We start from the raw sequence: 22179 nt of genomic DNA, 5'->3' as shown, positions 1-22179 counted from the left end.
CACGGCTTTTCAACTCCCACCACTGACAATCGAAAATACGATAAAAAAGTAACTACATAAGCAGGAGGGCCCATGGCTGAGAAGCTTGCGCGGCTAACCATAGAAGGTAGTGACCTGTCACTGGAACTGCCGGTTCACAGCGGAACTCTTGGACCCGACGTCATTGACGTTCAAAAACTCACCAGCAATGGAATATTCACATACGACCCTGGGTTTGTTTCCACAGCTGCCTGTGAATCTGCCATCACTTATATAGATGGCGATAAAGGTGTCCTTTTACATCGGGGTTATCCGATAGAACAACTTGCAGAACATTCTGACTTCCTTGAAGTCTGCTATCTGCTGCTTTATGGAGAGCTGCCCGATGCCGATGCACGGGAGAAGTTCTCAAATACCATCCTGCATCACACCATGGTGCATGAGCAGATCATTTCATTCCTGAAAGGTTTCCGCCGTGATGCTCATCCTATGGCCATTATGTGCGGCCTGGTTGGTGCGCTCTCCTCGTTCTATCACGACTCGTTGGACATCAATAACGAACGACACCGTGAGATTACTGCCCACAGGCTGATTTCCAAGATGCCGACCCTGGCAGCCATGGCCTACAAGTACTCTGTTGGTCAGCCATTTGTTTATCCACGCAATGAGCTGTCCTACGGCGGTAACTTCCTGCATATGATGTTTGCTACTCCCTGCGAGGAGTACAAGGTCAACCCGGTACTGGCCAAGGCCATGGATCGCATCTTCCTGCTCCATGCTGACCATGAGCAGAATGCCTCTACATCAACCGTAAGGCTGGCAGGTTCCAGTGGTGCCAATCCGTTTGCCTGTATTGCATCCGGTATCGCTGCCCTGTGGGGCCCTGCTCACGGTGGTGCCAATGAGGCCGTACTGAAGATGCTTGAGGAAATTGGTAACGAGAAACATATCGATACCTTTATCAAGCGAGCCAAAGATAAGGATGATCCCTTCCGTCTGATGGGCTTCGGTCACCGGGTCTACAAAAACTTCGACCCACGCGCGAAGGTTATGAAGCAGACCTGTGATGAAGTTCTGGGAGAGCTTGGTATCAATGATCCTCTGCTCAGGATTGCCAAGCGCCTGGAGCAGATCGCTCTTGAAGATGAATACTTTGTTGAGCGCAAGCTGTATCCCAATGTGGACTTCTACTCCGGCATTATCCTGAAAGCACTGGGTATTCCTGTTGAGATGTTCACCGTTATCTTTGCCACAGGCCGCACTCCCGGCTGGATTGCTCACTGGCATGAGATGATCAGCCATAGCTATCGTATTGGCCGTCCTCGCCAGCTCTACACAGGGCCTGCCAAGCGGGATTACCCAGCCAAATAACCCAGAATTAAACTGGTTACCCGGAACGCCACTACCCTTTAGGGTGTGGCGTTTCTTTTTAGGGTCTGAAAATACATGGAATGGCTGAGCGATCCTCAGGCATGGGCCTCCCTGCTAACCCTGACAGCTCTCGAAGTTGTCCTGGGAATCGACAATATAATCTTCATCAGCATTCTTGCTGGTCGCCTTCCCGAGCATCAGCGTCAGAAAGCCCGCAATATCGGTCTTTTGCTGGCTATGGGAACACGAATACTACTGCTGATTTCCATTGCCTGGGTTATTGGGCTGACAGGGACGCTGTTTACCGTCTTCGATCATGAGGTTTCGGGCCGAGATATCATTCTATTTGGAGGAGGCCTGTTTCTACTTGCTAAAAGCACCCATGAAATCCACGCCTCATTCGAAGATCATCACGAGACTGACAAGCCCAAAGCCACATCTGGCTTCCTGATCACAATTATCCAGATTGGCCTGCTTGATATTATCTTTTCACTGGACTCTGTTATTACCGCCGTTGGTATGGCTGAACACCTGCCTGTCATGATTCTGGCCATTGTACTGGCGGTAATGATTATGATGTTTGCTTCAGGGCCTGTTGGTGACTTTGTTGACCGTAATCCGACTCTAAAAATGCTGGCCCTGAGCTTTCTTATTCTGATCGGGGTTTCATTGATTGCAGACGGCCTCTCCTTCCATATTCCCAAGGGGTACATCTACTTCGCCATGGCATTCTCTCTGGGTGTCGAATTACTGAATATGAAGCTGCGAAAACAGTTAAACAAGTGACAATGCTTTGACTCTAAAACCCAACAACCCCGGGCTTCCCACGGCTACACTCTTTAGTAATGCCCCGCACGACAGGGTTTGATGATGTACCAGAGAGGTATGCAATGTTCTGGAAAGGATTCCGCCCCCTTACTGTCCTGAGTCTGACTGCCACAATAGCTGGCTGTTCCCACTACCCCTTCAAATATGAGCCATATCATTCCAAGGAAGCATTCGCCAGCTGGAGCGAAATGGAAGCTGCTGTCAGCCGGATTGAAAGCTATGCAAGTACCTGCCGACCCGAACCACTGACAGTGTCATGCCAGCAGAGACTGGAAGATGAATACGAGCATGTGCTGGCCCGAATAGAAATCACCGGATTTCGTCTCGCGCCGGCACATATTAACCGCCTGAACGCCCTGAGAGATCGCCTCCCGGAGCAATAATGAGCGGACCAAGATTCGATGGTTTCTATCACGACGGGATGTACTTTGAAGCAGCCTGTGACAATCAAACCATAAGCTGGCCATGCCACTACGGTTGCAGCGGCCATCTTGAGATTCCCATGGCCCAGCTTTCCAGGCAGAAGCTGGGCACCATCACCCTGAAGTGTCCCAGCTGCCACAGTATCTGGCAGCTTGAACTCTCTTCACTCTCCCGGCCTATCTGTGGGGATATTATGGAAATTGGACAAAGCTCACCGCCTGATACAGGTTTTTTCTCCCAGAGATAACTCTTACTTAGCCTCAATGGCCCCGCATCATGAAGTTAACCTAAGATTAATTGCAATAACTGACAGGAAGCCACGGACTCATGCTGGAATCACTGGTTCAACTCTCACCTGACCATGAAGATTGGACGATTGATCTGCGACTGGCTGGTACCAACAACTTTACCGGTCAGCAGGTTTACAGGAAGGCTCTGGCCTGTCTGCACAGAGATGCATTTAACAACCTGGAGAAAGCTGTTCTTGGTGCTCGCAAACTCGGTTACCGCCTGCATATCTGGGATGTTTTTCGCCCCCTAGAAGCACAACAGAAACTCTGGGGGTTTCACCCTGACGCCCGCTACATTTCCCCCCCGGATAACGGGCCACGCAATCACTGCCGAGGAATAGCCGTTGACCTGACGCTGGAAAGAATGAATTCAGGTGAGCTGCTGGAAATGGGAACGGGGTTTGATGACTTCGGAGAACTGGCTCATCACAATAATCTTGAGATTGAAGCAGAAGCTCTAAACAATCGACTGGTTCTTGCCGGGCTGATGCACACAGCCGGGTTTATCTGCCATCCATTTGAATGGTGGCACTATGAATTACCGGATCTTGAGCGTTACCCGGTTCTCAGTGACAGACTGGCGGGAACAGATATGATGTAGAAACCGGGCAAGGTGACACCCCTTACCCGGCCAAAAAATCAGTGGTGATTGCACATCTTAGAAGCAATCACAGAAATACCTTCCGCAGTTTCAACCATCTTGCCCTTGCCGAGCAGCAGGTCAATCAGCTGATCAGCGCTAAATCCTTCAACAGAACAGGTGCGGTACTCGGCATCTGCACCAAAGGTTTCAGCCAGTGCTTCCAGCAGTTCAGCACGAGGCCAGCTGCGACCAGACTCGATAACCATATTCATGACTTTGTGGCCGTGTACAGATTGAGCCATATTTACCTCATTGTTTATCAATCGCGAAAGTCATTTTTTGACTACTCGAACCATACTTCAGGAACAGCCATGCAGGGATTCGTAGTTGTGCCTAACTGCATAAACCACCAGAAACAGGTGACAAAATGAATAGACGAAACCTACTCAAAGCCGGTTTGGCAGGAAGTGCTGCCGGCCTTATTTATCTGCCATCAACTGTCAGGGGCGATATCCCGGCCACCGAGCTGGCAGGAAAAATCTACTTTACCGAAGCCAACCCTGGCCGCTGGAGCCACAAAGCCCAAACCCATCTTCCAAGGATATCGACAGCCAGAACAGGGGATAACCTGAAGATCACCGTGACCACCCCCCATGAAATGAAACCCTGGGAGCACTATATCGTTAAACATCAGTTGCTGGATAAAAATTTCAACCTGCTATTTGACCGGATATTCAACCCGGAAAAGGACACAATTCCCGTTTCAGAGTTTATTCTCGGCACCTACAGCGGTTCACTCTATGCCTTAAGCATGTGCAATAAACATGATGTCTGGCTTGGTGAAATCACTATATAGGTATTGAGGATACACACCGTATCAAGACAGATATCTATAAGCCCAGAGAAGTTGACACCGATCCTTAGTGAAACATTCATCTCCACAAATTAAACGTCTATTGACGTATTAAGGTCATGCTGAAATGAATATCTGAATATATTCAAAAAAGACGACTTCTTGCGCATAACCAAATAGCACTTAAACTGATATCCGATTTCTACACCTTGCCAACAAACGGAGTCCTTTATCTTATGGCTACTCATCGAACGATATAACACAGACTTCCACTTCGGTCTTTACCAGTCTCAAAAATCATAAACTCATCTGCTTCATCGAAAGATGGGGGAATCCACAATGAATCGACGTTTTTTTAGTCAAGCCTTTGCCTTCATTCTTATGGCATTGCTCTTGATGAACAGTATCACTGCACAAGCAGATACTGGAACAGGGTCGATACGCATCGTAGATGTAGCAAGCCCCGGAAACCGCACATACGAAGCAAAGACAACATTCCAAGCTGAAGAAGATACTCCCCCGACAAGCTTTGAATCCTTACTGCGATTATCCCTGCCCACAGAAGATGGGCAAATGAAAACCTCTGTCTTTACCTTTGCAGGAAAGACATTATTAGACGGGGTCGAATATACCCTAACACCCCAGCCGAATAGTGAGGATGAAGAGCCTGTAAAAGCTGGAATACAGTTTCAGTCAACATCTCTAAAAAAATCAACTAGAAAGTCTCGAAAAGCCCGTGCAGCTTCAGGTGAACCTGAGCATGAATATGTATTGCAATGGCTGACAGAAGATAATTCCTATGCCAATGACGACGAAGTTTCTGTCATCAAAGCTTCACATCCACTGACTCTTTGTTCATTGGAAAGCACCGAAGAGGAAGCAAAGAATCAATCTGTAGACCTTGGATCTGTCATCACTCTGCTTGTCACAAAATTACACAGCTCTGACAGTACAGAGGAAGCCCTAAAGCAGGGTGCTGAAAAGATCGGCTTTTTTACACTACCGGACAAAAACAAGCTTGTTCTTGAAAAAGCCACTGTTTACGATCCTAAAAATAAAGCAATATCCACTGACACCCATCACTTGCCTACCCACTTACTAAAAGCCAAGAAAACGGTTGAACGCGTTTATCTTGTTCCTACTGAAAAGCAGCTTGACGAAGATCACAGTCTTCGTTTTGTTACAGATCCAGACATTCCTGAACTCATTCGCTCACTGCCCTTCCTGCTTTCTGACCACTCCGTTTTTGTTCAGATCAAACAGACTGCTAGCTCAGAACTTGTGTTTGAGCTTATTCCATATTTCCACGGCTCACTGGCTGAAGCTGCAGCAAATGTTTCAAGATCCAGTGATATGTATGCTTTTATCAAACTAGATACTGTTAATCTCGTCATAAACCATGAAGATGGGACTGAACGAACAGCGACATCTTCACTTTCTACAAAAATACCTGATATGTCGGATCCAAAGACAGTGTTTACAAACATGCTCGAACGGATTGATCTGATTGCTGCATTAACTTGTCTAGCCTACCAAGTTAAAAATAAGGGTAAGGAACAAACTGCCCCCAGCTCTCAAACTATGATCAGACAGACACCAGAACAAGCCAGCAAACATGATAATGGCTGGATATCAGAAAGCGCCCATGAGCTTGATCCTGACTTTTCATTTCCTGCCCCTTCCACCCAAAGAACCCTGCTCCGCTATTCGAGAACGAGAGACAGGCTCCATATGCTCCTTGCGAAGCTATCACCGGGAGCCCCAAAGACTTTTGGAGCCTTTCTGCTTGGTGATAATGTCTGGCATATTATGGATTACAGGATCGTCTCCTCTTATGAGTACGAAGTGTCGCTTTATCCATTCCAGCATGATCCTGCCAAAGAGCTCGCAGCAGAGCTTAAAGAACACCTTCTAAACCGGATTGCATCAGGGATGGTTCTGGCTGAGAGACAATTGAATATCGAAATATCACCGTATAATGATCTTATAGTCACACTTAAAGAATTAGGTAAAAGCCCTTTTGTCTATAATGAGAAAGTGGATAATTTGGAGAGAGACTCTGTATTCGTTGATCCTGCAACCCTTAAAGCCCTTCCTGACCAACATGAGTTTGTTCCGAGCCTGATGGCAGCTCTGGAAGTACTGGCTGAACCAGATCAGCTAAAACACATGCCACTCAATACTCTGATCACATCCTACCAAACCTTGAAAGCCAACCGCCCCTGGTTTGGTGAAACCAGCCAGTTTTTCACTGACAAAGCACGAAACAATACTCTTGTCCCTCACCGAAAAGGAAAATTTGGTCGGGAAACTCGCAGATTAATTAGAGCTGCCTTCCATCCGGCCACTGTAACAGTGTTGGGTTTAGCTTCTGGCGGAATGGGGGTTGGAGCCTACGCAGGTGGAATACCGTTCATTCCTCTGGCAGATTCCACGCTGATGGGAGGAGCTATAGTTACAGCTTTATCTCCTTTTGGCAAGTTGGCTTATGAATATCCCAAAACGCTTTTAGCCGGCCTTGTGATTGGGGGGACTGCAACAGCTGCATTTCAACATTACAGTGCCCGTGCAAATGAATTACCTAATAATTCTACTACCACCCAACCCCCAGCTAATCAGACATCAGTAGCTGATTCTTCCAGTACACCTTCAAGCAGTGATATTCAATGGAAATGCGGATCACATCTTCGTATTCCGGAGGGGCAAAATCCCGATCATGACTGTTTATCAAGCAGCAATGTCCAACCACCTAACAGTGCCTCGCCAGTTGTTGGTGACGAGGTGCCACCCAGTAGCACACCTGACCTCCATCCAGGTGGTAAAGCCGATGGCACTGGCAAAGTCAACAATTCTTGATAAAACACCCCACCTCAAAGATAAAAGGATTTTTTCTTTGAGGTATCACTTCCAAATACCAAACGTCCGAATAGAACAACCTGGCTCTACACCGTATAATCAGGGTTTTACCCAAACGGAGCCTGCATGCCCCAACCCCGTATTCACTGGCTGACGGAAAATAGCCAGCTTGTCGAGGCTGCAAACATCTGGCAGCAACACAGCTGGCTAACTCTGGATACGGAGTTTGTCAGGACGAAAACCTTCTGGCCTGAGCCTGGCCTTATACAGGTTGGTATTGCCGATGATGTCTGGCTGCTTGACCCTGTATCTCTCTCAGAGTGGGAGCCACTGAGAGCCGTTCTTGCCAACCCAGGCATTGTTAAAGTCATGCATGCCATGGGTGAGGATCTGGAACTGTTTCGTTATCTGCTGGGTGAGTTACCCGTCTCGGTTTTCGATACCCAGATTGCCGCTGCCTATGCCGGCCTGGGTTTCAGCATGGGTTACCAGCGATTGATTGCAGAATTGCTGCAGATTGATGTTCCAAAGGGGGAAACCCGGTCCGACTGGCTGGCCCGGCCACTCACCTCTTCACAGATAGATTATGCGGCCCTGGATGTTTTCTATCTGGGAAAGGCCTATCCGCTGCTGGTACAAACCCTGGAAGATAAAGGCTTTACCCAATGGCATGCAGAGGATTGCCAGCGACAGATTACATCTGTTGGTACAGATACCGATCCCGAACAGGCCTGGAGAAATGTCAAACTCGCCTGGCAACTGCGCCCTCAGCAACTGGCGGTTTTGAAGTCTCTCTGCCATTGGCGAGAAACTCAGGCAAGGGCGGACAACCTGTCCCGAAACCGTCTGGCTCCAGCCGGCGCCCTGTGGGATCTGGCCCGCCATCAGCCTGACAGCACTCAAGGTCTGCGCCGTATCAAGACTATGAAACCCCAGGTTATACGTCAGCACGGTGATCTGATCCTGCAGCAGATTCGCAAGGGGCAGGCTGTTCCTCAGGACGACTGGCCCGCCGTACCGGCAGGCCCCCTGCCCAAAAGAGTTCAGCCGTTTGTGGAGAAAATCAAGAAGTTCTGTCGCAATCGTGCTTCTGAACTGGGCCTGATGCAGGAGTTGATTCCTTCCAAGCCCTATACAGGGAAACTGGTCAGGGGCTGGCTGGCAAACGAGAAGTTTGATCTTCCGGAAAGCATCAATGGCTGGCGCAGAAAAGAGGTGTTGGAACCGCTGGTGGAACACCTGAACGACCAAGGCAGCCCTCTTTAATAACACAAAATCAGTGGAGCAGTTCATCATGAAAATGGTGGTTTCCGTATATAAGACCGAACGCAAGGCTGGTCTGTTTCTCTATATCAACAAACAGACCGGTATAGAGGCAGTGCCTGCAGAGCTGAAACAGCTTATGGGACACCCTGTTCATGTGATGGATATGCTCCTGACACCTGAAAAGCCACTGGCTCATATCGATGCCGAGAAAGTTCTCAGCAAAATCACCAGCCAGGGCTATTATCTGCAGATGCCGGTACCCGAGGAAAAGGATGACTATATGATCACCCTCCCGGATGAACTGCTCTGTTTTAACGATCCTCAATAGATTTCGATCACGAATGTCACAACTGCCTGATTCCAAGCCATTCTGGCAAACCAAAACCCTCGAACAGATGACCCGCCAGGAGTGGGAATCACTCTGCGACGGCTGTGCCCGCTGCTGTCTGCAAAAACTGGAAGATGATGAAACCGGTGATGTGTATTACACAGATCTGGTCTGCCACTATCTGAAGGAAGATAACTGTCGCTGCACAATCTACGAAACACGCAATGAGAAGGTTCCTAACTGTATCTGGCTCAAGCCTGAACATGTGCCGGAGTTTCACTGGCTGCCTTCAACCTGTGCCTACCGGTTAATCTCGGAAGGACAAGACCTTCCCGACTGGCACCCCCTGGTGTCCGGTACCGATGAAACCGTTCACCTGGCAGGGATTTCCGTAAAGGATCGGGTTATCCAGGATATCCGGGTTCCAGAGGAAGACTGGGAAGAGCATGTGATCAACTGGATTGAGTGATATCAAAAAGGGCCCTTCGGGCCCTTTTTGATTCTTACCAAATTAAACAGTCGGTTTCGACTGGCTAAGAATAGAGTGCTGGTTTTGTGCAGCACCAATAATAGTGGTATTTGCTTCTGAGAGATCTTCCTTGACCTTCTTCATACTCTCGTCCTGTTCTTCCAGTACCCTGGCCAGTTGAGCAAGGAACAGATTAAAGTCATCAGCATCACCACTGGCAGCCATCTTCTTCGCCTCACTCAAATCACTTTTAACTGAGTCTATGCTGTCATCAACATCATCCGCTGACATGGCCTGGATTTGTTTATCGAGGTTGTTGTCTATTTCCTGCAAAGGCGGGATATCAGCATCGACGTAGGCTTCAATGGCATCCAGCAAGATTCTGTCATGAATAGCATCCGGTGGAGCACCCCCAGCAACCATCTGACTCAAATCGGCATGAAGTTCCTGATCAATGGCCCCGGAAGCCTTTAATTCATCGAGTTTGGCCTGGTGCTTTCTCTGGTCCATTGGCTGCCCAAGCAGTGAATCCTTAACGCTGTCTTTGGCATACTCTTTTTCAAAGCTGTTAACGGCCTCCATATGTGGGCCAAAATGATGATGCAGCACCTTGTCATGAGCAGCATTGGTTGCACTGACTGCCTTCTTATCTAGAGCTCCGGCAACTATCAATGGAATACCTATTGGACCAAGCAATGCGCCAATAACAATTTTTGCTGTAGCGCATTTATCCTTCTTATCATTCGCCCCCTGATCTAACTGCTCCTGGAGTTGGCTGATTTTCTTCTCTCGCTGGGTTTCTCTTTTTTCCCTGCTTGCCAGGGTTGCCTGGGTCTGGGTTTCTGTAATTCGCTCATCAGACTCCGCTTTCAGGCCATTCAACTGGGCGAGAATATCGTTAATATTCATGGTTCCCAGAGTATCAATAGCACCAGGCTGAGGCTGAGCCAGTGGCATGATTCTGGAATCACCGGCAACAGTCTGATTAGGAGCCTGGTAATAACTAAAACTGTTACCACTACCGATAACCCCGGCACCAACCTGCTTTTGCAGAGCTTCCGTTTCCAATGTCCTCTGCATTTGCTCGTGTCTATGAATGTGCTGGTTACGGCCAGCTCCGCTTACATCACCACCCGGCATGTTACTCTCCCGCTGGCGGAGCCAGTCTATCCATCATATTGCTGGCGATCTGTGCCAGAGGTTTGTACTCACTGCTTTTGGCTGATCTGGCCATCACCTGAAGCAAAGCATCACGAGCTTGTTCAGGTTGTCCAAGGGCGTCATAGGTATGGGCAAGATTCAGGGCTGGACCTGGGTCTAAGGCATCCATTTCAACAGCACTTTTCAGAACCATTCCAGCCTGTTCCAAGTTACCGGTGCGAAAGCAGCTGGCACCAAAGCCACTGAGAAAACGGGCATCAGTATGATCATGGAAGGAAAGATAGAGAAACACCTGACGGGCCTTCTCATAGTCACCTGCCTGGTAGAGATTAAAAGCCAGTGCATATATGCTCTCAAGCAAATCCTGATCGACATGCTTGAACTGACCAATACTGACACCATCCTGCAGTTTCCCAAGCAGGTGATGATCTCCACCCAGTGCGCCAAGTACATCCCTGAGAGCGCTCATCCTTTGCCTCCTGACCTGAACTCAATCAAAAACAAGCAGTTACAACTGCCCTATTGTTTCAAGCATAAAGTTCACCAAAGGAGAGAGACGCAACTTTTAGGAATCTTATCTCGCTTCATTATTCTTTGAGGAACTAAAAAACTGCCTATTGGCCAGTTAAAAAGAGGATTGAGGCAGGTAAGACAACGGCTTGACGGTTGCCGGGTATCGGGCCAGTAAACTTCAGGTCAGGCAACAATCCTTGTCGCCTCTGATCTCTCCAAATCGTCCACAGCAATTTGGACATTCTCTACCAGTCAGAAAGGAAATAGGCAGGATCAACCTCGGGAACAGACTTCATCTCGGCAGCCGGCGTACCAAGATAGATAAAGCCATAAAGCTTTTCATTGTTGGCCAGTCCCAGCTCTTCTGCCAGTACGGGCTCATAACTTACCAGCCCGGTACGCCACATGGCTCCAATCTCCAGGATATGTGCCGTATTGAGAATATTACCCACAGCGGCTCCCAGAGAAAGCAGCTGCTCAGCTTCAGGGACTTTGGGATGTTCTGTGAAAACCAGAACGGGTAGCAGGAGTACAGGAGCTCTCAGCGGGGTTTTGCGTAATCTGTCTGCCTGACCTTCAGTCAGGTTATCTCCGCGAGCCAGTGCAGCCTTTACCAGAAGCTCCCCCAGATCATGACGTCTCTCACCGGTGATTTTGATAAATCGCCAGGGTTGCAGACGAGCGTGATCTGGGGCCCGGCAGGCAGCCTGGATCAGAACATCAATTTCACAATCTGATGGTCCAGGCTCGGTTAAGACAGGAACGGATACTCTGGTCATTAATAATTCGATAGCATCCACTACATCACTCCACTTCTATTCTTATTTGAGGGCATCATAGCTCTATACATATACTCCTGAATAGAGCGCAGTACCGCTTTGTTTTATCAGGCAGAGAAAAAGGTGCCTAAGCACCTTCCCCTTTCTGAACATGGATACTTACTGTCTTGCCAGACGGGTATTAACCGCCTCACCACCGCAATCACTGCGCCAGGGGTTAATATCAAGGCCTCCACGACGAACATAGCGGGCATAAACCGTCAGCTTATCAAGGCCGCAGATGCGTTTCAGATCCATAAAAATCCTTTCCACACACTGCTCATGAAAATCCTGATGCTGACGGAAGGAACAGATATATTTCAGCAAACCTTCATGATCCAGTTTCGGACCGGTGTATTCAATCACCAGAGTTCCCCAGTCAGGCTGGCCAGTGACCGGACAGTTGGATTTCAGCAGGTGAGTACAGAGAGTCTCGGTTACGATACTCCCAGAATCTGCCTGTAAAAAAGCTGGTTCAAGCGTATAAGTATCAATGGCCACATCCAGTCCATCAATACAATCTCCCTGAACAGCCTGTATACCGTTGCTTTCCAGTTCAGGCAGGGTTTGCAGCTCAACCCGAACAGGTGCACCAGCAGCAACCGAAAGATCACGGGTCATGGTATCCCTGACTGCAGAAGCATCATTGAAACGAGTCTGATTAAAAGAGTTCAGATATAACTTGAAGGACTTGGACTCAATAATGTTGGGAGAACCGGCTGGCAGGATAAAAACACCAGCCATCACCACCGGCTTGCCCTTACTGTCCAGCCAGGACAGCTCAAGGGCATTCCAGGTATCAGAGCCACTAAATGGCAGGTTGCTTCCATCCAGACCCAGGGCTTCCCACTTCGGCACCCGGGGAATCGGGAACAGCAGCCCCGCATCGTACTGGCTGATATATTCGCTATGCTGGCCCAGCGGGGAATCGTTTACGGTATTACTCATCTTAACTTCTCAAACCCTTACCTGTGTTCAGCAGATGCAGACACACAACAAAAAGAACAGCGACAGCTATAGCCATAATGCTGAAAGCGATATCCAGATCCACTACGCCACTGTAACCAAGCATGCCATAACGGAAGGCATTGACCTGATACAGAATGGGGTTGGCCTGGGAAACGCCCCGCCAGAAGTCTGGCAGGACCTTCACTGAATAAAACACCCCGCCAAGATAAGTTAACGGCGTTAGAACAAATGTAGGAATTATAGAGACATCATCGAAACTGCGTGCAAACAGCGCATTCAAAAATCCGCCAAGGGCAAACATCAGCGATGTCAGCAGCACGGCCAGAATCGTTGCCAGCAGGCTGTAAACCTGGAAATCAACAAAAAACAGCGACAAAGCAATAACAATACAAGCTGTCATCAAACCACGTGCGACGCCGCCCAGTACGTAACCCGCCAGAATAATCCAGTTCGGTACCGGAGAAACCAGCAGCTCTTCCACACTCTTCTGAAATTTATTGCTGTAAAAGCTGGATGAGACATTGCTGTAACTGTTGGTAATCACCGACATCATCACCAGACCAGGAACAACAAAGGTCATATAATCGAAACCTCCCATCGTTCCGATTCGGGAACCGATAACACTGCCAAAAATCACAAAATACAGTGACATGGTAATTGCCGGTGGCAAAAGTGTCTGGGGCCAGATCCGCATAAAGCGTCTGACCTCTTTAAAAAAAATGGTACAGAAGGCTATCCAATTCTGTTGCAAACCCATGGTCTTGAAACACTCAATCGAATTCTAATTATCCGCTTATGGCTGTTTAAAGCGGTTACTTATCTTTATTGGTCATACCAACAAACAACTCTTCTAACCGATTAGATTTGTTGCGCATGCTGACAACATCAATCTGCTGCTCATTCAACTGCAGGAACAACCCATTCAATCCCTGGGTTTTACCCACCTCAACCTCAAGGGTATGTTCATCAACACGACGAACATCATATCCTGCAAAAATGGACTGCTCAGGGAGTACCTGCCGGGTATCAAGGAAGAAACTCTCTTTATCAAGCTTGCGCAGCAACTGTTTCATGCTGGTGTTTTCGATAATAGAGCCATCATCAATAATGGCGATATTGCTACACATCTGCTCGGCTTCTTCCAGGTAATGCGTTGTCAGGATGACTGTTGTCCCCTGACTGTTAATCTCACTGATAAAATCCCAGAGAGTACGGCGAAGTTCAATATCAACACCCGCTGTCGGTTCATCCAGAATCAACAGACGTGGTTGGTGTATTAATGCTCTCGCGATCATTAACCGCCGTTTCATACCACCGGACAGCATGCGGGATTGCGTATCACGCTTATCCCATAAACCCAGCTGCTTCAGATACGACTCAGAGTTCCTTCGTGCTTCTCGGTGATGGATACCGTAATAACCCGCCTGGGTGACGACAACATCCTGAACCTTTTCAAACTGGTTGAAATTAAATTCCTGGGGAACAACACCAAGATGGCACTTGGCAGCCACAAGATCATGATCAATATCATAACCGAAGATATCAACATGCCCGGCTGATTTATTAACCAGTGAGGAGATAATACCAATAGTGGTCGATTTACCGGCACCATTCGGACCGAGCAAGGCAAAAAAATCACCGGGCTCTACCGAGAGATCAATGCCTTTGAGAGCCTCATGGCCATTGTCGTAAGTTTTACGAAGCTTGCGGATTGTCAGTGCTTTGGTCATTGCACTCCATTGCAGAATATTTCGATTACAAAAAACGGATTTTATAGGAATTAATCCCGAAAATAGAGTGTGATATCCGCTAACTGATAAAAAATCCCTTGACCATATACCCAGGCTTGTCTAGTTTGTGCCGATTTTCAGGGATATTGCCATGTCTGCCTCTAACAGCAAAGAAAACGACAAGAGTGACTTTTTCTCATTTAATCGCATGCTTTTGGACGAGTTTGCCAAGCGCTTACCTGAAGAGCTGGCAAAAATTGTTCAGGAAGAGCAGCAGAAAGAGTTAGTGGATAGTCTAAAAGCCGCCATCAAAGAGCTTGACAGCAATCCTGCAGATGGTCAGTACCTGGCACAAAATTGGCTGTTCAGTTTTATTGGCAACCATCCCCAACTTACGCCTCTGGTGCCAAGGGATCTGCTGTGGTTCCTTGGGGGTGACTGTTTGCACTTTATGACAGATGAAGAGATCAATGCCTTCCAGAAAATTGAAGATCGTATTACTGAAAACCCTGAACTCAGCTGGGTTGAAGCGCGCAGGCAGTCACTCAATTAGAGTTTACATGTTCCCATCTCAGGTCATTCATATGTCCCAAGATGGGAAGAACCCTACTGTATTTCTGATACAGCCCCAACAACATCATTCCAGTGCACAGTAATATTGTTAATCTCCTCTCTCTCCCCAAGGCGGGCAATACATGTCTGAGCCAGATTTGGCAACAGAACCCGGTTAATGGCATGTTCAATTGCCCGGGCACCGATATTGGGATCATCACACAGATCAACAAGATGTTCGACCACAGAGTCATCGCAGGAAAAGCTGGCACCATAATGCTCAACTACCCGCTTCTCCAGTTTGTTAAGAGCCATATCACCAATCTTTTTCAGTTGATCACGGGTCAGGGGATAATAGGGAATCGTTTCAATACGTCCCAGAAAAGCCGGTTTAAAGTACTGCTCCAGAGTTGGCCGGATTTGAGATAGAAGCTCACGGGTCTGGGGCCAGACACTTTCCTCATCACCTTCGCAGGCTTCTGAGATATCCTGGGCAGCGGCATTGGATGTCAGAATAATCAGAGTATTTCGGAAATCGACTTCCCTGCCCTCGCTGTCACTGATCCGACCTTTATCAAAGATGCGGTAGAAAATATCATGCACACCCGGGTGAGCTTTCTCAAACTCATCCAGCATCAGAATGCAGTAGGGATTTCTGCGCACCGCTTCCGTTAACACACCGCCCTCACCATAACCAACATAACCTGCAGGAGCGCCCAGAAGCATGGATACCTTATGCTCTTCCTTGAACTCTGACATATTTATGGTGACCAGATCCTGTTCACCACTGAACAGGATATCTGCTAAAGCCAGACCAGTTTCTGTTTTCCCGGTACCACTTGGTCCACAAAAAAACAGTACACCGATAGGTTTGTTGGGATCAGTCAGACCCGCCCGCGCTACCCGCAGACTTTCCCCAAGAGCTGACAAGGCGTGTTTCTGGCCAATCACCCGCTCGGCCAGCCGGTCTTCCAGTGTTCGCAACCGGGTCATTTCATCTGAAACAATATTGCCCAGGGGGATACCGGTCCATGAAGCCAGCACATCTGCAATCACCTCTTCAGAAACAACGGCGGTCATCAGGCCCTGATCACCCTGGCATTTATTGAGTTCCTCACGACAGGCCAGATATCGATTTTTTACTTCTTCATCAACTTTTCCCAACCCTTCGGAGTACTGACCATCCAGGGTCTCCTGTAGTTCCGTCATCTCGGCAACCAGCTTTTGCTCGGTCTCCCATTGCTCTCTAAGGCTTTCCAGCGTTGCACGAACTTCTTCAAGACGGCTGTTCAAAGCTGGAAGTTTCTCCCCTGTTTCCTCAATAATCAGAGCTTCTCTTCCTCGGGACTGAACCTCCTGCTCCAAACGCCGTATTTCCTGCTCCAGCTCTTCAATCCTTTCCGGCCGGGCATGACGGGCCAGTGCCACGCGGGAACAGGCTGTGTCCAGAACACTGATAGCCTTATCCGGCAACCGTCGTGAGGGCAGATAGCGGATAGTCAGATTCACAGCAGATGTCATGGCTTCTTCCAGCACCCGGATACCGTGATGGCTTTCCAGGGAATTCGTCAGCCCACGCAATATCTGCACACAGTCGTCAGATGTCGGTTCGCTGACTCTGACGGTCTGGAAGCGGCGGGCCAAAGCCTGATCTTTTTCCATATACTGGTGATATTCTGCCCAGGTGGTTGCTGCCACTGTCCGGAACTCCCCACGCGCCAGGGCGGGTTTTAATAGGTTGGCTGCATCATGCTGGCCACTTGCTCCGCCGGCACCAATCAAAGTGTGCGCTTCATCTATAAAAACAATAACCGGTTCAACACCCTGCTGAACTTCCCGGATAACATCCTTTAAGCGATTTTCAAATTCCCCCTTAATACTTGCTCCCGCTTGCAGCAGAGCCAGATCAAGTGTCCTTAGCTGCACACCTTTCAAGCGATCAGGAACTTCACCAGCCACAATGGCCTGGGCCAGGCCTTCAACAATGGCCGTTTTGCCCGTTCCCGGGTCACCAACAAGCAACGGGTTGTTCTGTCGGCGACGACAGAGAATATCAATCGCTTTGCGAATCTCACCATGACGTCCGATCACAGGATCAAGCTTGCCTTCACGGGCCTGAGCAGTGAGGTTAATGGTGTATTTATCAAGAGCGCCTCCCTCAGTTGGAATATCAGCGCCCGCTTCACCGGCAGCACCGCCTTCACCTGCGACCTGAGATGTTACCTGGCCCGCAAGTTTCTTCAGCCCTTCTACCGATATGTTTTCAAACTCCCTTGAGAGAGATTCACCGCCCAGCTTGGTGGTTTCGCGCTCCAATTCTGCCAGTAGCAGGTCAATGGCTGTTATCGAGTTACGCCGATAATCAATAGAGGCCAGCAGCCATGCACTTTCAGCTAGTTGAACTAGAGCTGTTGATAAACCCGGCTGGCGATCATTCCCTGTCCGAAAACCATTAATGCGATATTGCAGATCATCACCAATACGGCTTCTGTCCAGGCGCATCTCATCAATGACCTGCCCCAGCTCTTTGTTCTTTTCTGACAGCATGGACTGAAACCAGTGCTCAATCTCGATATCGTGATGCCCTCGGGCCATGGCACTCCCCGCAGCAGCCTCCAGTGCTTTTCTCACTGACATATCAAGTCGTGAGACAAGATTTTTGAGATTGACCATGACCATAACAATTCTCCGGAATTACACACACATACGAATTCGCACGACACCGTCAGGATGCCTCTCAGGTGCCAGGCAGAAAGACTGACCCAGTTGAGCAAACAGCGTTTTACTACTGATGGGAGGGGTATGAAGAAAACGTCGGTGTGCCATGACATAAACTGTCGATGGCGTACCATCTCCCAAATAAAGGCCGGTTATATGGCTGACTGCTCTGATCAGGCTGGGATTATTCAGAATATCCATCAGCTCTCTGTTGTTCACAGGCATGAGCAAAATATCAATCCGCCAGCTGTCTAAGTAACCACCACTCCCCAGCAGCATGGCATGCCCGAGTTCATTGTTAACGCCAGTCGCACCGAGTTTTACCAGGGAATTTTCTGCCAGCCGGTGTCGTCTCGGTGTTGCAGCCCTGACAACGACTTTCAGCTGGAAATAGTCACTGAGGACAGCACGCAAACCTTCAAGATGGCGGTGCCATCGTCCCATCAGGCAGGTATATCGCAGCAGATCCGTTCTTGTATAAACTCCCATGCGGGCCTGAGGTAAGAGCTTCTCAAGCAGAGTCGAAACATGAACACCATGATGCTCATAGCCTCTTCTGGGTTCTTCATTCAGGGCACACAGATCATACTTGCTGCAGCCTCTTGCCAGACGACTCAGCCACGGTGCCTCAAACATGGAGAAAAAATCAGCCATGGCTCGGTCACCATTCTCTATCTCCAAAGCCAGGGCCGTATCGCGAAGATAGAATGGCAACACACCACGAGACCCAGTGAGTGCCGGAGCACGGCATTCGACTCTCCACCCACAGTGGTGCCGGGTTACACTGAGGATTTCATAATGAGAGTAACGTGGCATTGGGCTGACGGTGATATCAATTTCAACCGGCCAGTCCACATACTTTTCCAGCCGCCGGAAAATTCTGAAAACCTGTGGCAGTTCAAAGCCGTGAGGCTTTGACTGCAGCCGGTTGATTACAGTCCGGCCTGCCGGGCCTGATGCCGATGACATTGGGTGTGAACTCCGTGCTGGCCCTGCAGAACAACAGCAACCTGAAGAAAACTGTCAAAGCTGGCGTAGCTTGCAGCCAGTTGATCGAGAGTCTGAATAAACAGTTGAAAGGACGTTTCTCTTAGCGGCTCCGGGTCAAGGGTAATCAGAACTCTTCGCCCCCGACTCAAACAGTGCCTTCCACCAAGATAGACAGGGGCGGTTACCGGTTCGACCGCAATTGTTCGAATGGCCTCAATCCAGGCATTGCCATCCGGACACTGTCCCCTCATATAGAGCCTGATCAACAAACGCATGCTCTGTTCCGGGGAATTTGAAGCAAACAGCCCCTCATAATTCAGCTGCAAATGTGAAAGCAATGCCCAGGCGGCTTCATACCCCTGCGGTGACAATCTTCTGGGTGTCGGACTGTCCATAAGTCTAACAATACCCGGCAGTTCAATATTGTCTATACACTCCAGATGAGTACCCGATGCCAGTGCACGTGGACGATTGCCATTGCTGCACCAGGTATCAATGGCAAAGACGCGGCGGTCATCCACCAGCGGGTTGTAGTTCACATCTGAGATCGAAAGATAGGTATGAAATGTTCCCCTCGGATCACGGCCACCAACATCAAGCCAATACAATCCTGTTTCGCTGGCATTGAAGTTATGTCCGTAAAGGGGCGGAACAACTTTATGATCATGGTGAGTCAGATCCGTCACTTTCTCGATAGACCACACTTCCAGGGTATCCCCGGCCTGGGCATCAGGAATCACCTTATCGCGCATACGACCGTAATTCAGAATCAGGGGCTCCGCCTGGCACTTGAACAGATTCACAACTGGCACACATCCGGTGCGAAAGCGCTGTGCAGAAACCGAGCGTGAAAATTCCGGGGGAGCCTCCCTGAGCAGCAGGTAAACATTCAGTTCCTGACAGTCCATGGTGGTAATCAGATTTTTTAAACCGTTTAAGGTAAAACCAAGAAAAGGATCAGGAAAAGCCATCACCTCCATTAACTGCTGATAACCACCAAAACTCACAGCTGGTTTTGGCAGCAAATACCTGCTCCCACCCACCGGTGCCAGCTTCTCAACCGGCAGGTAACGCCCCTCGCCTGCACCACTGCCGCTTATAATGATTCCGGCCAGCTGACCGTGAACCAGATCATTCAAAGCCCTTCGTATTGCCGGTTCACCATCAAAGTGAAACGAGAGAGAGTCCAGCCCCAGGGTTGCCAGATGAAGATCTGTATCTGCCGCACACAGCCGCAGATGAAGCATGGCCGAAGCTGAAACCTTGGGAGAGAAATCCAGGGGAGCCTGTTTTAACTCAGCGAAAGTCACAGACAAGGGTGTTAACTGCATGTCCCACGCCGTAGTGAACACAAGCGAGCCATCTTCACCCCGAGCTTCCAGACGGGTGCCTGCTGGCAAATGGGAAATCTGCTTGAGTGTTTTATCCGGAGAGATATGAGCCAGCCCCATCGAGGGGAAGCTGCGCAGATAGTGAGGAAACATAATCTTCAACAGGCTTTCCGCCAGCTGCGGATAGCTGTCATCCAGCTTCATCTCCAGTCTGGCATTGAGAAAAGCCACACTTTCCAACAGCCGTTCCATATGGGGATCGGCGATATGCTCGCCGGCCATACCCAATCGGCTTGCTGTTCCCGGATGTGCTTCCGAAAATTGTCTGGCTCTGCGACGGATAAATTCCAGTTCACGGCTGTAATACTGCAACAGAGAGTCAGTCACCACCTGTCTCCCTGATCTCACAATTACCATCAATCAGGCGGATATCCGTTGACAGACCAATCACATCATCATGATCGGCAAGACGGGCCGTGATCAATAACCGCAGGGTATCTCTGCCCGCTTCTTCGCTTTTATCCGGTTTTACCGTGACCCCTGAAAGGCGGCAATCGAAGTTCTGAATCTTCTGGGCAAGATCTTCACAGTAACTCTCAACCTGACGGTTATTGCGAAGCTGGTGGAGATCATTCACCCCGAATCCCAGAATGGTGTACTCAAGATCAGGATGCAGCTGCAGACCAAAACGATCCTGCGGACGTGAACCTAAAAGCATCAGCAGAGCCATAACGACGGAGTTACGAACACTGTCGCCGGATACCTGGACAAAATTCCCGGCAAAGGCCTGCATAAGGCTTTCACTCATACCTGACCTCCCACGGCATCCGTTGCCAGATCCGTGTGCAGTACGATTTCAGAATCCATCTGATCATACTGATATTGTGGCTGCAGGTAGACGACACAGCGATAACGGCCGGGATGCCGACTATCCGCCTCAAGACGTACCTGGGCATGCTTGAGAGGAAACCGCGCCATAATACTGTCTTCACCATAATCAACATCACTGACATACTTCTGCAGCCAGCGACTCAGATAACGTTCGCAATCACCGACAGTATCAAATGATCCGATCCGGTCTCTGACCAGCACCTTAAGATAGTGGGCAAAACGACAGCCGATCAGGGTACTTTGAAGAAGGCCATGAATCTGCTCATCGGTTCCCGAACCACACTGCATAACCGAGTTATTGGTGTGGAAAGAGAGGCTATCCGACAGGTACGTTGTCCCTGGCGAAAGAAAGCCCAGGCCGTGATAGCAGTTCTCCAGATACTCTCCCAGACGGATACTGGCCACTGCCCGGTTAAATAAATTACTGCTGGCCGTTCCCGTGCCTCCACTGACATGGCCACCACCTTCAATACCTGGCTCGCAGTTACGCAGAAATCCAAACCAGCGACACCGGTCAAATTCCCTCATAACAATGCAGACAAAAGCCCAGGCAGCTCCCACACGCAGATAACCGCTTTGAGCATCCTGTGAGCGATAACAAAAACCCCGACACAAACGTTCCTGCTCGTGGTGGTAAAGAAGCATGGGCCAAGCCACCCCCAAAAAAGCAGACTCTCCCAAACGACGCAACAGTTGCCAGCTGACAAAATCATCACTGGCCATCACCCGCTCCAGTCTCTGCAACGAAGCCAGCATTCGATCATCCCGGCTTCCCATAAAACCATCGTCTACCGAAACCACCACGGGACAAAGAGCCGTGGCTCCCACTGCTGCCAGAAGCTGCAGGGTGTAAAGATCATCACCATGGGTCAGCAAACCTCCCGGATCAGAGGAAGGCAGGTAATCCGCCAACAGAAGGCCAAAGGGCAATCCACCAGGAGTATTCAATTCCCTGCGCCCGACCCTGTCATAGAGCCAGGAACTCTCGATATCCACCGAGCGGTTTAATTCTTCAGCTAACTCATCCCATTGGCAGTTAATAATCTTAAGAAGAACCAGACGGTGATCCAGATGGAGATCCACCAGCGACCAGAGTGCCAGCCAGCGCCCATGAAGATCCTGAAGCACAGGGTGCACCAGGATGGCATCCAGCTGGGCACTGACCAGCTCATCGATTTCAGCTATGAGTCGCTCTATAGTGACACGGGCTCTGTCATCACAGTCAGTGGTATCCCTGTATTGCTGGGCGGCGGACATTCC

The 22179-nt window shown here is 49.3% G+C and carries 23 protein-coding genes; 11 read left to right on the top strand and 12 right to left on the bottom strand.

The window, feature by feature from the left end; all coding sequences use genetic code 11:
* Positions 1-72 precede the first annotated feature (72 nt).
* The 5 genes from gltA (at position 73) to ddpX (ending at position 3492) form a co-directional block, all read left to right on the top strand.
* Positions 73-1350, top strand: a complete 1278-nt coding sequence (gene gltA / locus M3P05_RS14460; RefSeq protein ID WP_249700490.1) for a citrate synthase — start codon at positions 73-75, stop codon at positions 1348-1350.
* 75 nt (positions 1351-1425) lie between these two features.
* A complete protein-coding gene (locus tag M3P05_RS14455; RefSeq protein WP_249700488.1) occupies positions 1426-2136 on the top strand; it encodes a TerC family protein in 711 nt (236 codons plus the stop codon).
* 104 nt (positions 2137-2240) lie between these two features.
* On the top strand, positions 2241-2561 hold the full coding sequence (locus M3P05_RS14450; protein WP_249700486.1) for a hypothetical protein: 321 nt from the start codon (positions 2241-2243) through the stop codon (positions 2559-2561).
* Positions 2561-2848 (top strand): hypothetical protein, encoded by a 288-nt coding sequence (locus M3P05_RS14445; protein ID WP_249700484.1) that lies wholly within the window; start codon positions 2561-2563, stop codon positions 2846-2848. Before M3P05_RS14450 ends, M3P05_RS14445 begins: the two co-directional genes overlap by 1 nt.
* An 80-nt stretch (positions 2849-2928) precedes the next feature.
* Positions 2929-3492, top strand: a complete 564-nt coding sequence (gene ddpX, locus M3P05_RS14440; RefSeq protein ID WP_249700482.1) for a D-alanyl-D-alanine dipeptidase — start codon at positions 2929-2931, stop codon at positions 3490-3492.
* A gap of 38 nt (positions 3493-3530) precedes the next feature.
* Here the strand turns inward: ddpX and M3P05_RS14435 are convergent, their stop codons facing one another.
* Complete coding sequence (locus M3P05_RS14435) at positions 3531-3776, bottom strand: YecH family metal-binding protein (RefSeq protein ID WP_249700480.1); 246 nt, start codon at positions 3774-3776, stop codon at positions 3531-3533.
* Between the two features lie 125 nt (positions 3777-3901).
* Here M3P05_RS14435 and M3P05_RS14430 point away from each other — a divergent pair, with 125 nt between their 5' ends.
* The 5 genes from M3P05_RS14430 to M3P05_RS14410 all read left to right on the top strand — a co-directional run bounded on the left by M3P05_RS14430 (position 3902) and on the right by M3P05_RS14410 (position 9246).
* On the top strand, positions 3902-4330 hold the full coding sequence (locus M3P05_RS14430; RefSeq protein ID WP_249700478.1) for a desulfoferrodoxin family protein: 429 nt from the start codon (positions 3902-3904) through the stop codon (positions 4328-4330).
* 336 nt (positions 4331-4666) lie between these two features.
* The gene (locus M3P05_RS14425) at positions 4667-7183 is read left to right on the top strand and encodes a hypothetical protein (RefSeq protein ID WP_249700475.1); all 2517 of its coding nucleotides are present in this window, start codon (positions 4667-4669) and stop codon (positions 7181-7183) included.
* A gap of 126 nt (positions 7184-7309) precedes the next feature.
* Positions 7310-8449, top strand: a complete 1140-nt coding sequence (gene rnd / locus M3P05_RS14420) for a ribonuclease D (protein WP_249700474.1) — start codon at positions 7310-7312, stop codon at positions 8447-8449.
* 28 nt (positions 8450-8477) lie between these two features.
* Positions 8478-8777 (top strand): YcgL domain-containing protein, encoded by a 300-nt coding sequence (locus tag M3P05_RS14415; protein WP_249700472.1) that lies wholly within the window; start codon positions 8478-8480, stop codon positions 8775-8777.
* A gap of 13 nt (positions 8778-8790) precedes the next feature.
* Entirely contained in the window at positions 8791-9246 is a 456-nt protein-coding gene (locus M3P05_RS14410) for a YcgN family cysteine cluster protein (protein WP_249700470.1), read from the top strand.
* 42 nt (positions 9247-9288) lie between these two features.
* Here M3P05_RS14410 and M3P05_RS14405 read toward each other — a convergent pair whose 3' ends face one another.
* From M3P05_RS14405 to M3P05_RS14380, 6 genes are all read right to left on the bottom strand, one after another.
* Positions 9289-10386, bottom strand: a complete 1098-nt coding sequence (locus M3P05_RS14405; protein ID WP_249700469.1) for a hypothetical protein — start codon at positions 10384-10386, stop codon at positions 9289-9291.
* Between the two features lies 1 nt (position 10387).
* Positions 10388-10876, bottom strand: coding sequence for a tetratricopeptide repeat protein (locus M3P05_RS14400; protein WP_249700467.1), 489 nt, complete (start codon positions 10874-10876; stop codon positions 10388-10390).
* 289 nt (positions 10877-11165) lie between these two features.
* A complete protein-coding gene (locus M3P05_RS14395; RefSeq protein ID WP_249700465.1) occupies positions 11166-11720 on the bottom strand; it encodes a nitroreductase family protein in 555 nt (184 codons plus the stop codon).
* Between the two features lie 138 nt (positions 11721-11858).
* Complete coding sequence (gene queF, locus M3P05_RS14390; RefSeq protein WP_249700464.1) at positions 11859-12686, bottom strand: NADPH-dependent 7-cyano-7-deazaguanine reductase QueF; 828 nt, start codon at positions 12684-12686, stop codon at positions 11859-11861.
* Between the two features lies 1 nt (position 12687).
* Positions 12688-13464 (bottom strand): ABC transporter permease, encoded by a 777-nt coding sequence (locus M3P05_RS14385; protein WP_249700462.1) that lies wholly within the window; start codon positions 13462-13464, stop codon positions 12688-12690.
* 55 nt (positions 13465-13519) lie between these two features.
* Positions 13520-14437: an ABC transporter ATP-binding protein gene (locus M3P05_RS14380; protein ID WP_249700460.1), complete on the bottom strand. Its 918-nt coding sequence runs from the start codon at positions 14435-14437 to the stop codon at positions 13520-13522.
* A gap of 151 nt (positions 14438-14588) precedes the next feature.
* Between M3P05_RS14380 and M3P05_RS14375 the strand changes: the two genes are divergently transcribed.
* On the top strand, positions 14589-14990 hold the full coding sequence (locus M3P05_RS14375; RefSeq protein WP_249700459.1) for a PA2817 family protein: 402 nt from the start codon (positions 14589-14591) through the stop codon (positions 14988-14990).
* A 53-nt stretch (positions 14991-15043) separates the two neighbouring features.
* On the opposite strand, the gene tssH is transcribed toward M3P05_RS14375, so the two are convergent.
* Genes tssH through M3P05_RS14350 form a run of 5 tightly spaced genes read right to left on the bottom strand, consistent with a single transcriptional unit; the run spans position 15044 to position 22176 of the window.
* On the bottom strand, positions 15044-17668 hold the full coding sequence (gene tssH / locus M3P05_RS14370) for a type VI secretion system ATPase TssH (protein ID WP_249700457.1): 2625 nt from the start codon (positions 17666-17668) through the stop codon (positions 15044-15046).
* Positions 17669-17683: 15 nt separating this feature from the next.
* Complete coding sequence (locus tag M3P05_RS14365; protein WP_249700455.1) at positions 17684-18676, bottom strand: type VI secretion system baseplate subunit TssG; 993 nt, start codon at positions 18674-18676, stop codon at positions 17684-17686.
* The gene (tssF, locus tag M3P05_RS14360) at positions 18640-20415 is read right to left on the bottom strand and encodes a type VI secretion system baseplate subunit TssF (protein WP_249700452.1); all 1776 of its coding nucleotides are present in this window, start codon (positions 20413-20415) and stop codon (positions 18640-18642) included. Before tssF ends, M3P05_RS14365 begins: the two co-directional genes overlap by 37 nt.
* Entirely contained in the window at positions 20408-20836 is a 429-nt protein-coding gene (locus M3P05_RS14355; protein WP_249700450.1) for a GPW/gp25 family protein, read from the bottom strand. The genes tssF and M3P05_RS14355 overlap by 8 nt, the downstream gene beginning before the upstream one ends.
* Positions 20833-22176, bottom strand: coding sequence for a type VI secretion system contractile sheath domain-containing protein (locus M3P05_RS14350; RefSeq protein ID WP_249700448.1), 1344 nt, complete (start codon positions 22174-22176; stop codon positions 20833-20835). Before M3P05_RS14350 ends, M3P05_RS14355 begins: the two co-directional genes overlap by 4 nt.
* Positions 22177-22179 lie beyond the last annotated feature (3 nt).

The sequence above is a fragment of the Parendozoicomonas callyspongiae genome (assembly GCF_023502345.1).
GTDB classification, from domain to species: domain Bacteria; phylum Pseudomonadota; class Gammaproteobacteria; order Pseudomonadales; family Endozoicomonadaceae; genus Sansalvadorimonas; species Sansalvadorimonas callyspongiae.
The sequence above is the reverse complement of the archived record's forward strand: the minus strand, read 5'-3'. Positions and strand labels throughout refer to the sequence as shown.

What these genes read in the sequence shown, in the direction of transcription:
- M3P05_RS14435 (WP_249700480.1), bottom strand. Translation starts at nt 3,776, where the DNA reads ATGGCTCAATCTGTACACGGCCACAAAGTCATGAATATGGTTATCGAG.
- queF (WP_249700464.1), bottom strand. Translation starts at nt 12,686, where the DNA reads ATGAGTAATACCGTAAACGATTCCCCGCTGGGCCAGCATAGCGAATAT.
- tssH (WP_249700457.1), bottom strand. Translation starts at nt 17,668, where the DNA reads ATGGTCATGGTCAATCTCAAAAATCTTGTCTCACGACTTGATATGTCA.
- M3P05_RS14350 (WP_249700448.1), bottom strand. Translation starts at nt 22,176, where the DNA reads ATGTCCGCCGCCCAGCAATACAGGGATACCACTGACTGTGATGACAGA.
- M3P05_RS14355 (WP_249700450.1), bottom strand. Translation starts at nt 20,836, where the DNA reads ATGAGTGAAAGCCTTATGCAGGCCTTTGCCGGGAATTTTGTCCAGGTA.
- M3P05_RS14445 (WP_249700484.1), top strand. Translation starts at nt 2,561, where the DNA reads ATGAGCGGACCAAGATTCGATGGTTTCTATCACGACGGGATGTACTTT.
- M3P05_RS14375 (WP_249700459.1), top strand. Translation starts at nt 14,589, where the DNA reads ATGTCTGCCTCTAACAGCAAAGAAAACGACAAGAGTGACTTTTTCTCA.
- M3P05_RS14425 (WP_249700475.1), top strand. Translation starts at nt 4,667, where the DNA reads ATGAATCGACGTTTTTTTAGTCAAGCCTTTGCCTTCATTCTTATGGCA.
- M3P05_RS14430 (WP_249700478.1), top strand. Translation starts at nt 3,902, where the DNA reads ATGAATAGACGAAACCTACTCAAAGCCGGTTTGGCAGGAAGTGCTGCC.
- M3P05_RS14385 (WP_249700462.1), bottom strand. Translation starts at nt 13,464, where the DNA reads ATGGGTTTGCAACAGAATTGGATAGCCTTCTGTACCATTTTTTTTAAA.
- M3P05_RS14400 (WP_249700467.1), bottom strand. Translation starts at nt 10,876, where the DNA reads ATGAGCGCTCTCAGGGATGTACTTGGCGCACTGGGTGGAGATCATCAC.
- M3P05_RS14455 (WP_249700488.1), top strand. Translation starts at nt 1,426, where the DNA reads ATGGAATGGCTGAGCGATCCTCAGGCATGGGCCTCCCTGCTAACCCTG.
- M3P05_RS14405 (WP_249700469.1), bottom strand. Translation starts at nt 10,386, where the DNA reads ATGCCGGGTGGTGATGTAAGCGGAGCTGGCCGTAACCAGCACATTCAT.
- gltA (WP_249700490.1), top strand. Translation starts at nt 73, where the DNA reads ATGGCTGAGAAGCTTGCGCGGCTAACCATAGAAGGTAGTGACCTGTCA.
- rnd (WP_249700474.1), top strand. Translation starts at nt 7,310, where the DNA reads ATGCCCCAACCCCGTATTCACTGGCTGACGGAAAATAGCCAGCTTGTC.
- ddpX (WP_249700482.1), top strand. Translation starts at nt 2,929, where the DNA reads ATGCTGGAATCACTGGTTCAACTCTCACCTGACCATGAAGATTGGACG.
- M3P05_RS14450 (WP_249700486.1), top strand. Translation starts at nt 2,241, where the DNA reads ATGTTCTGGAAAGGATTCCGCCCCCTTACTGTCCTGAGTCTGACTGCC.
- M3P05_RS14410 (WP_249700470.1), top strand. Translation starts at nt 8,791, where the DNA reads ATGTCACAACTGCCTGATTCCAAGCCATTCTGGCAAACCAAAACCCTC.
- M3P05_RS14365 (WP_249700455.1), bottom strand. Translation starts at nt 18,676, where the DNA reads ATGTCATCGGCATCAGGCCCGGCAGGCCGGACTGTAATCAACCGGCTG.
- M3P05_RS14415 (WP_249700472.1), top strand. Translation starts at nt 8,478, where the DNA reads ATGAAAATGGTGGTTTCCGTATATAAGACCGAACGCAAGGCTGGTCTG.
- M3P05_RS14380 (WP_249700460.1), bottom strand. Translation starts at nt 14,437, where the DNA reads ATGACCAAAGCACTGACAATCCGCAAGCTTCGTAAAACTTACGACAAT.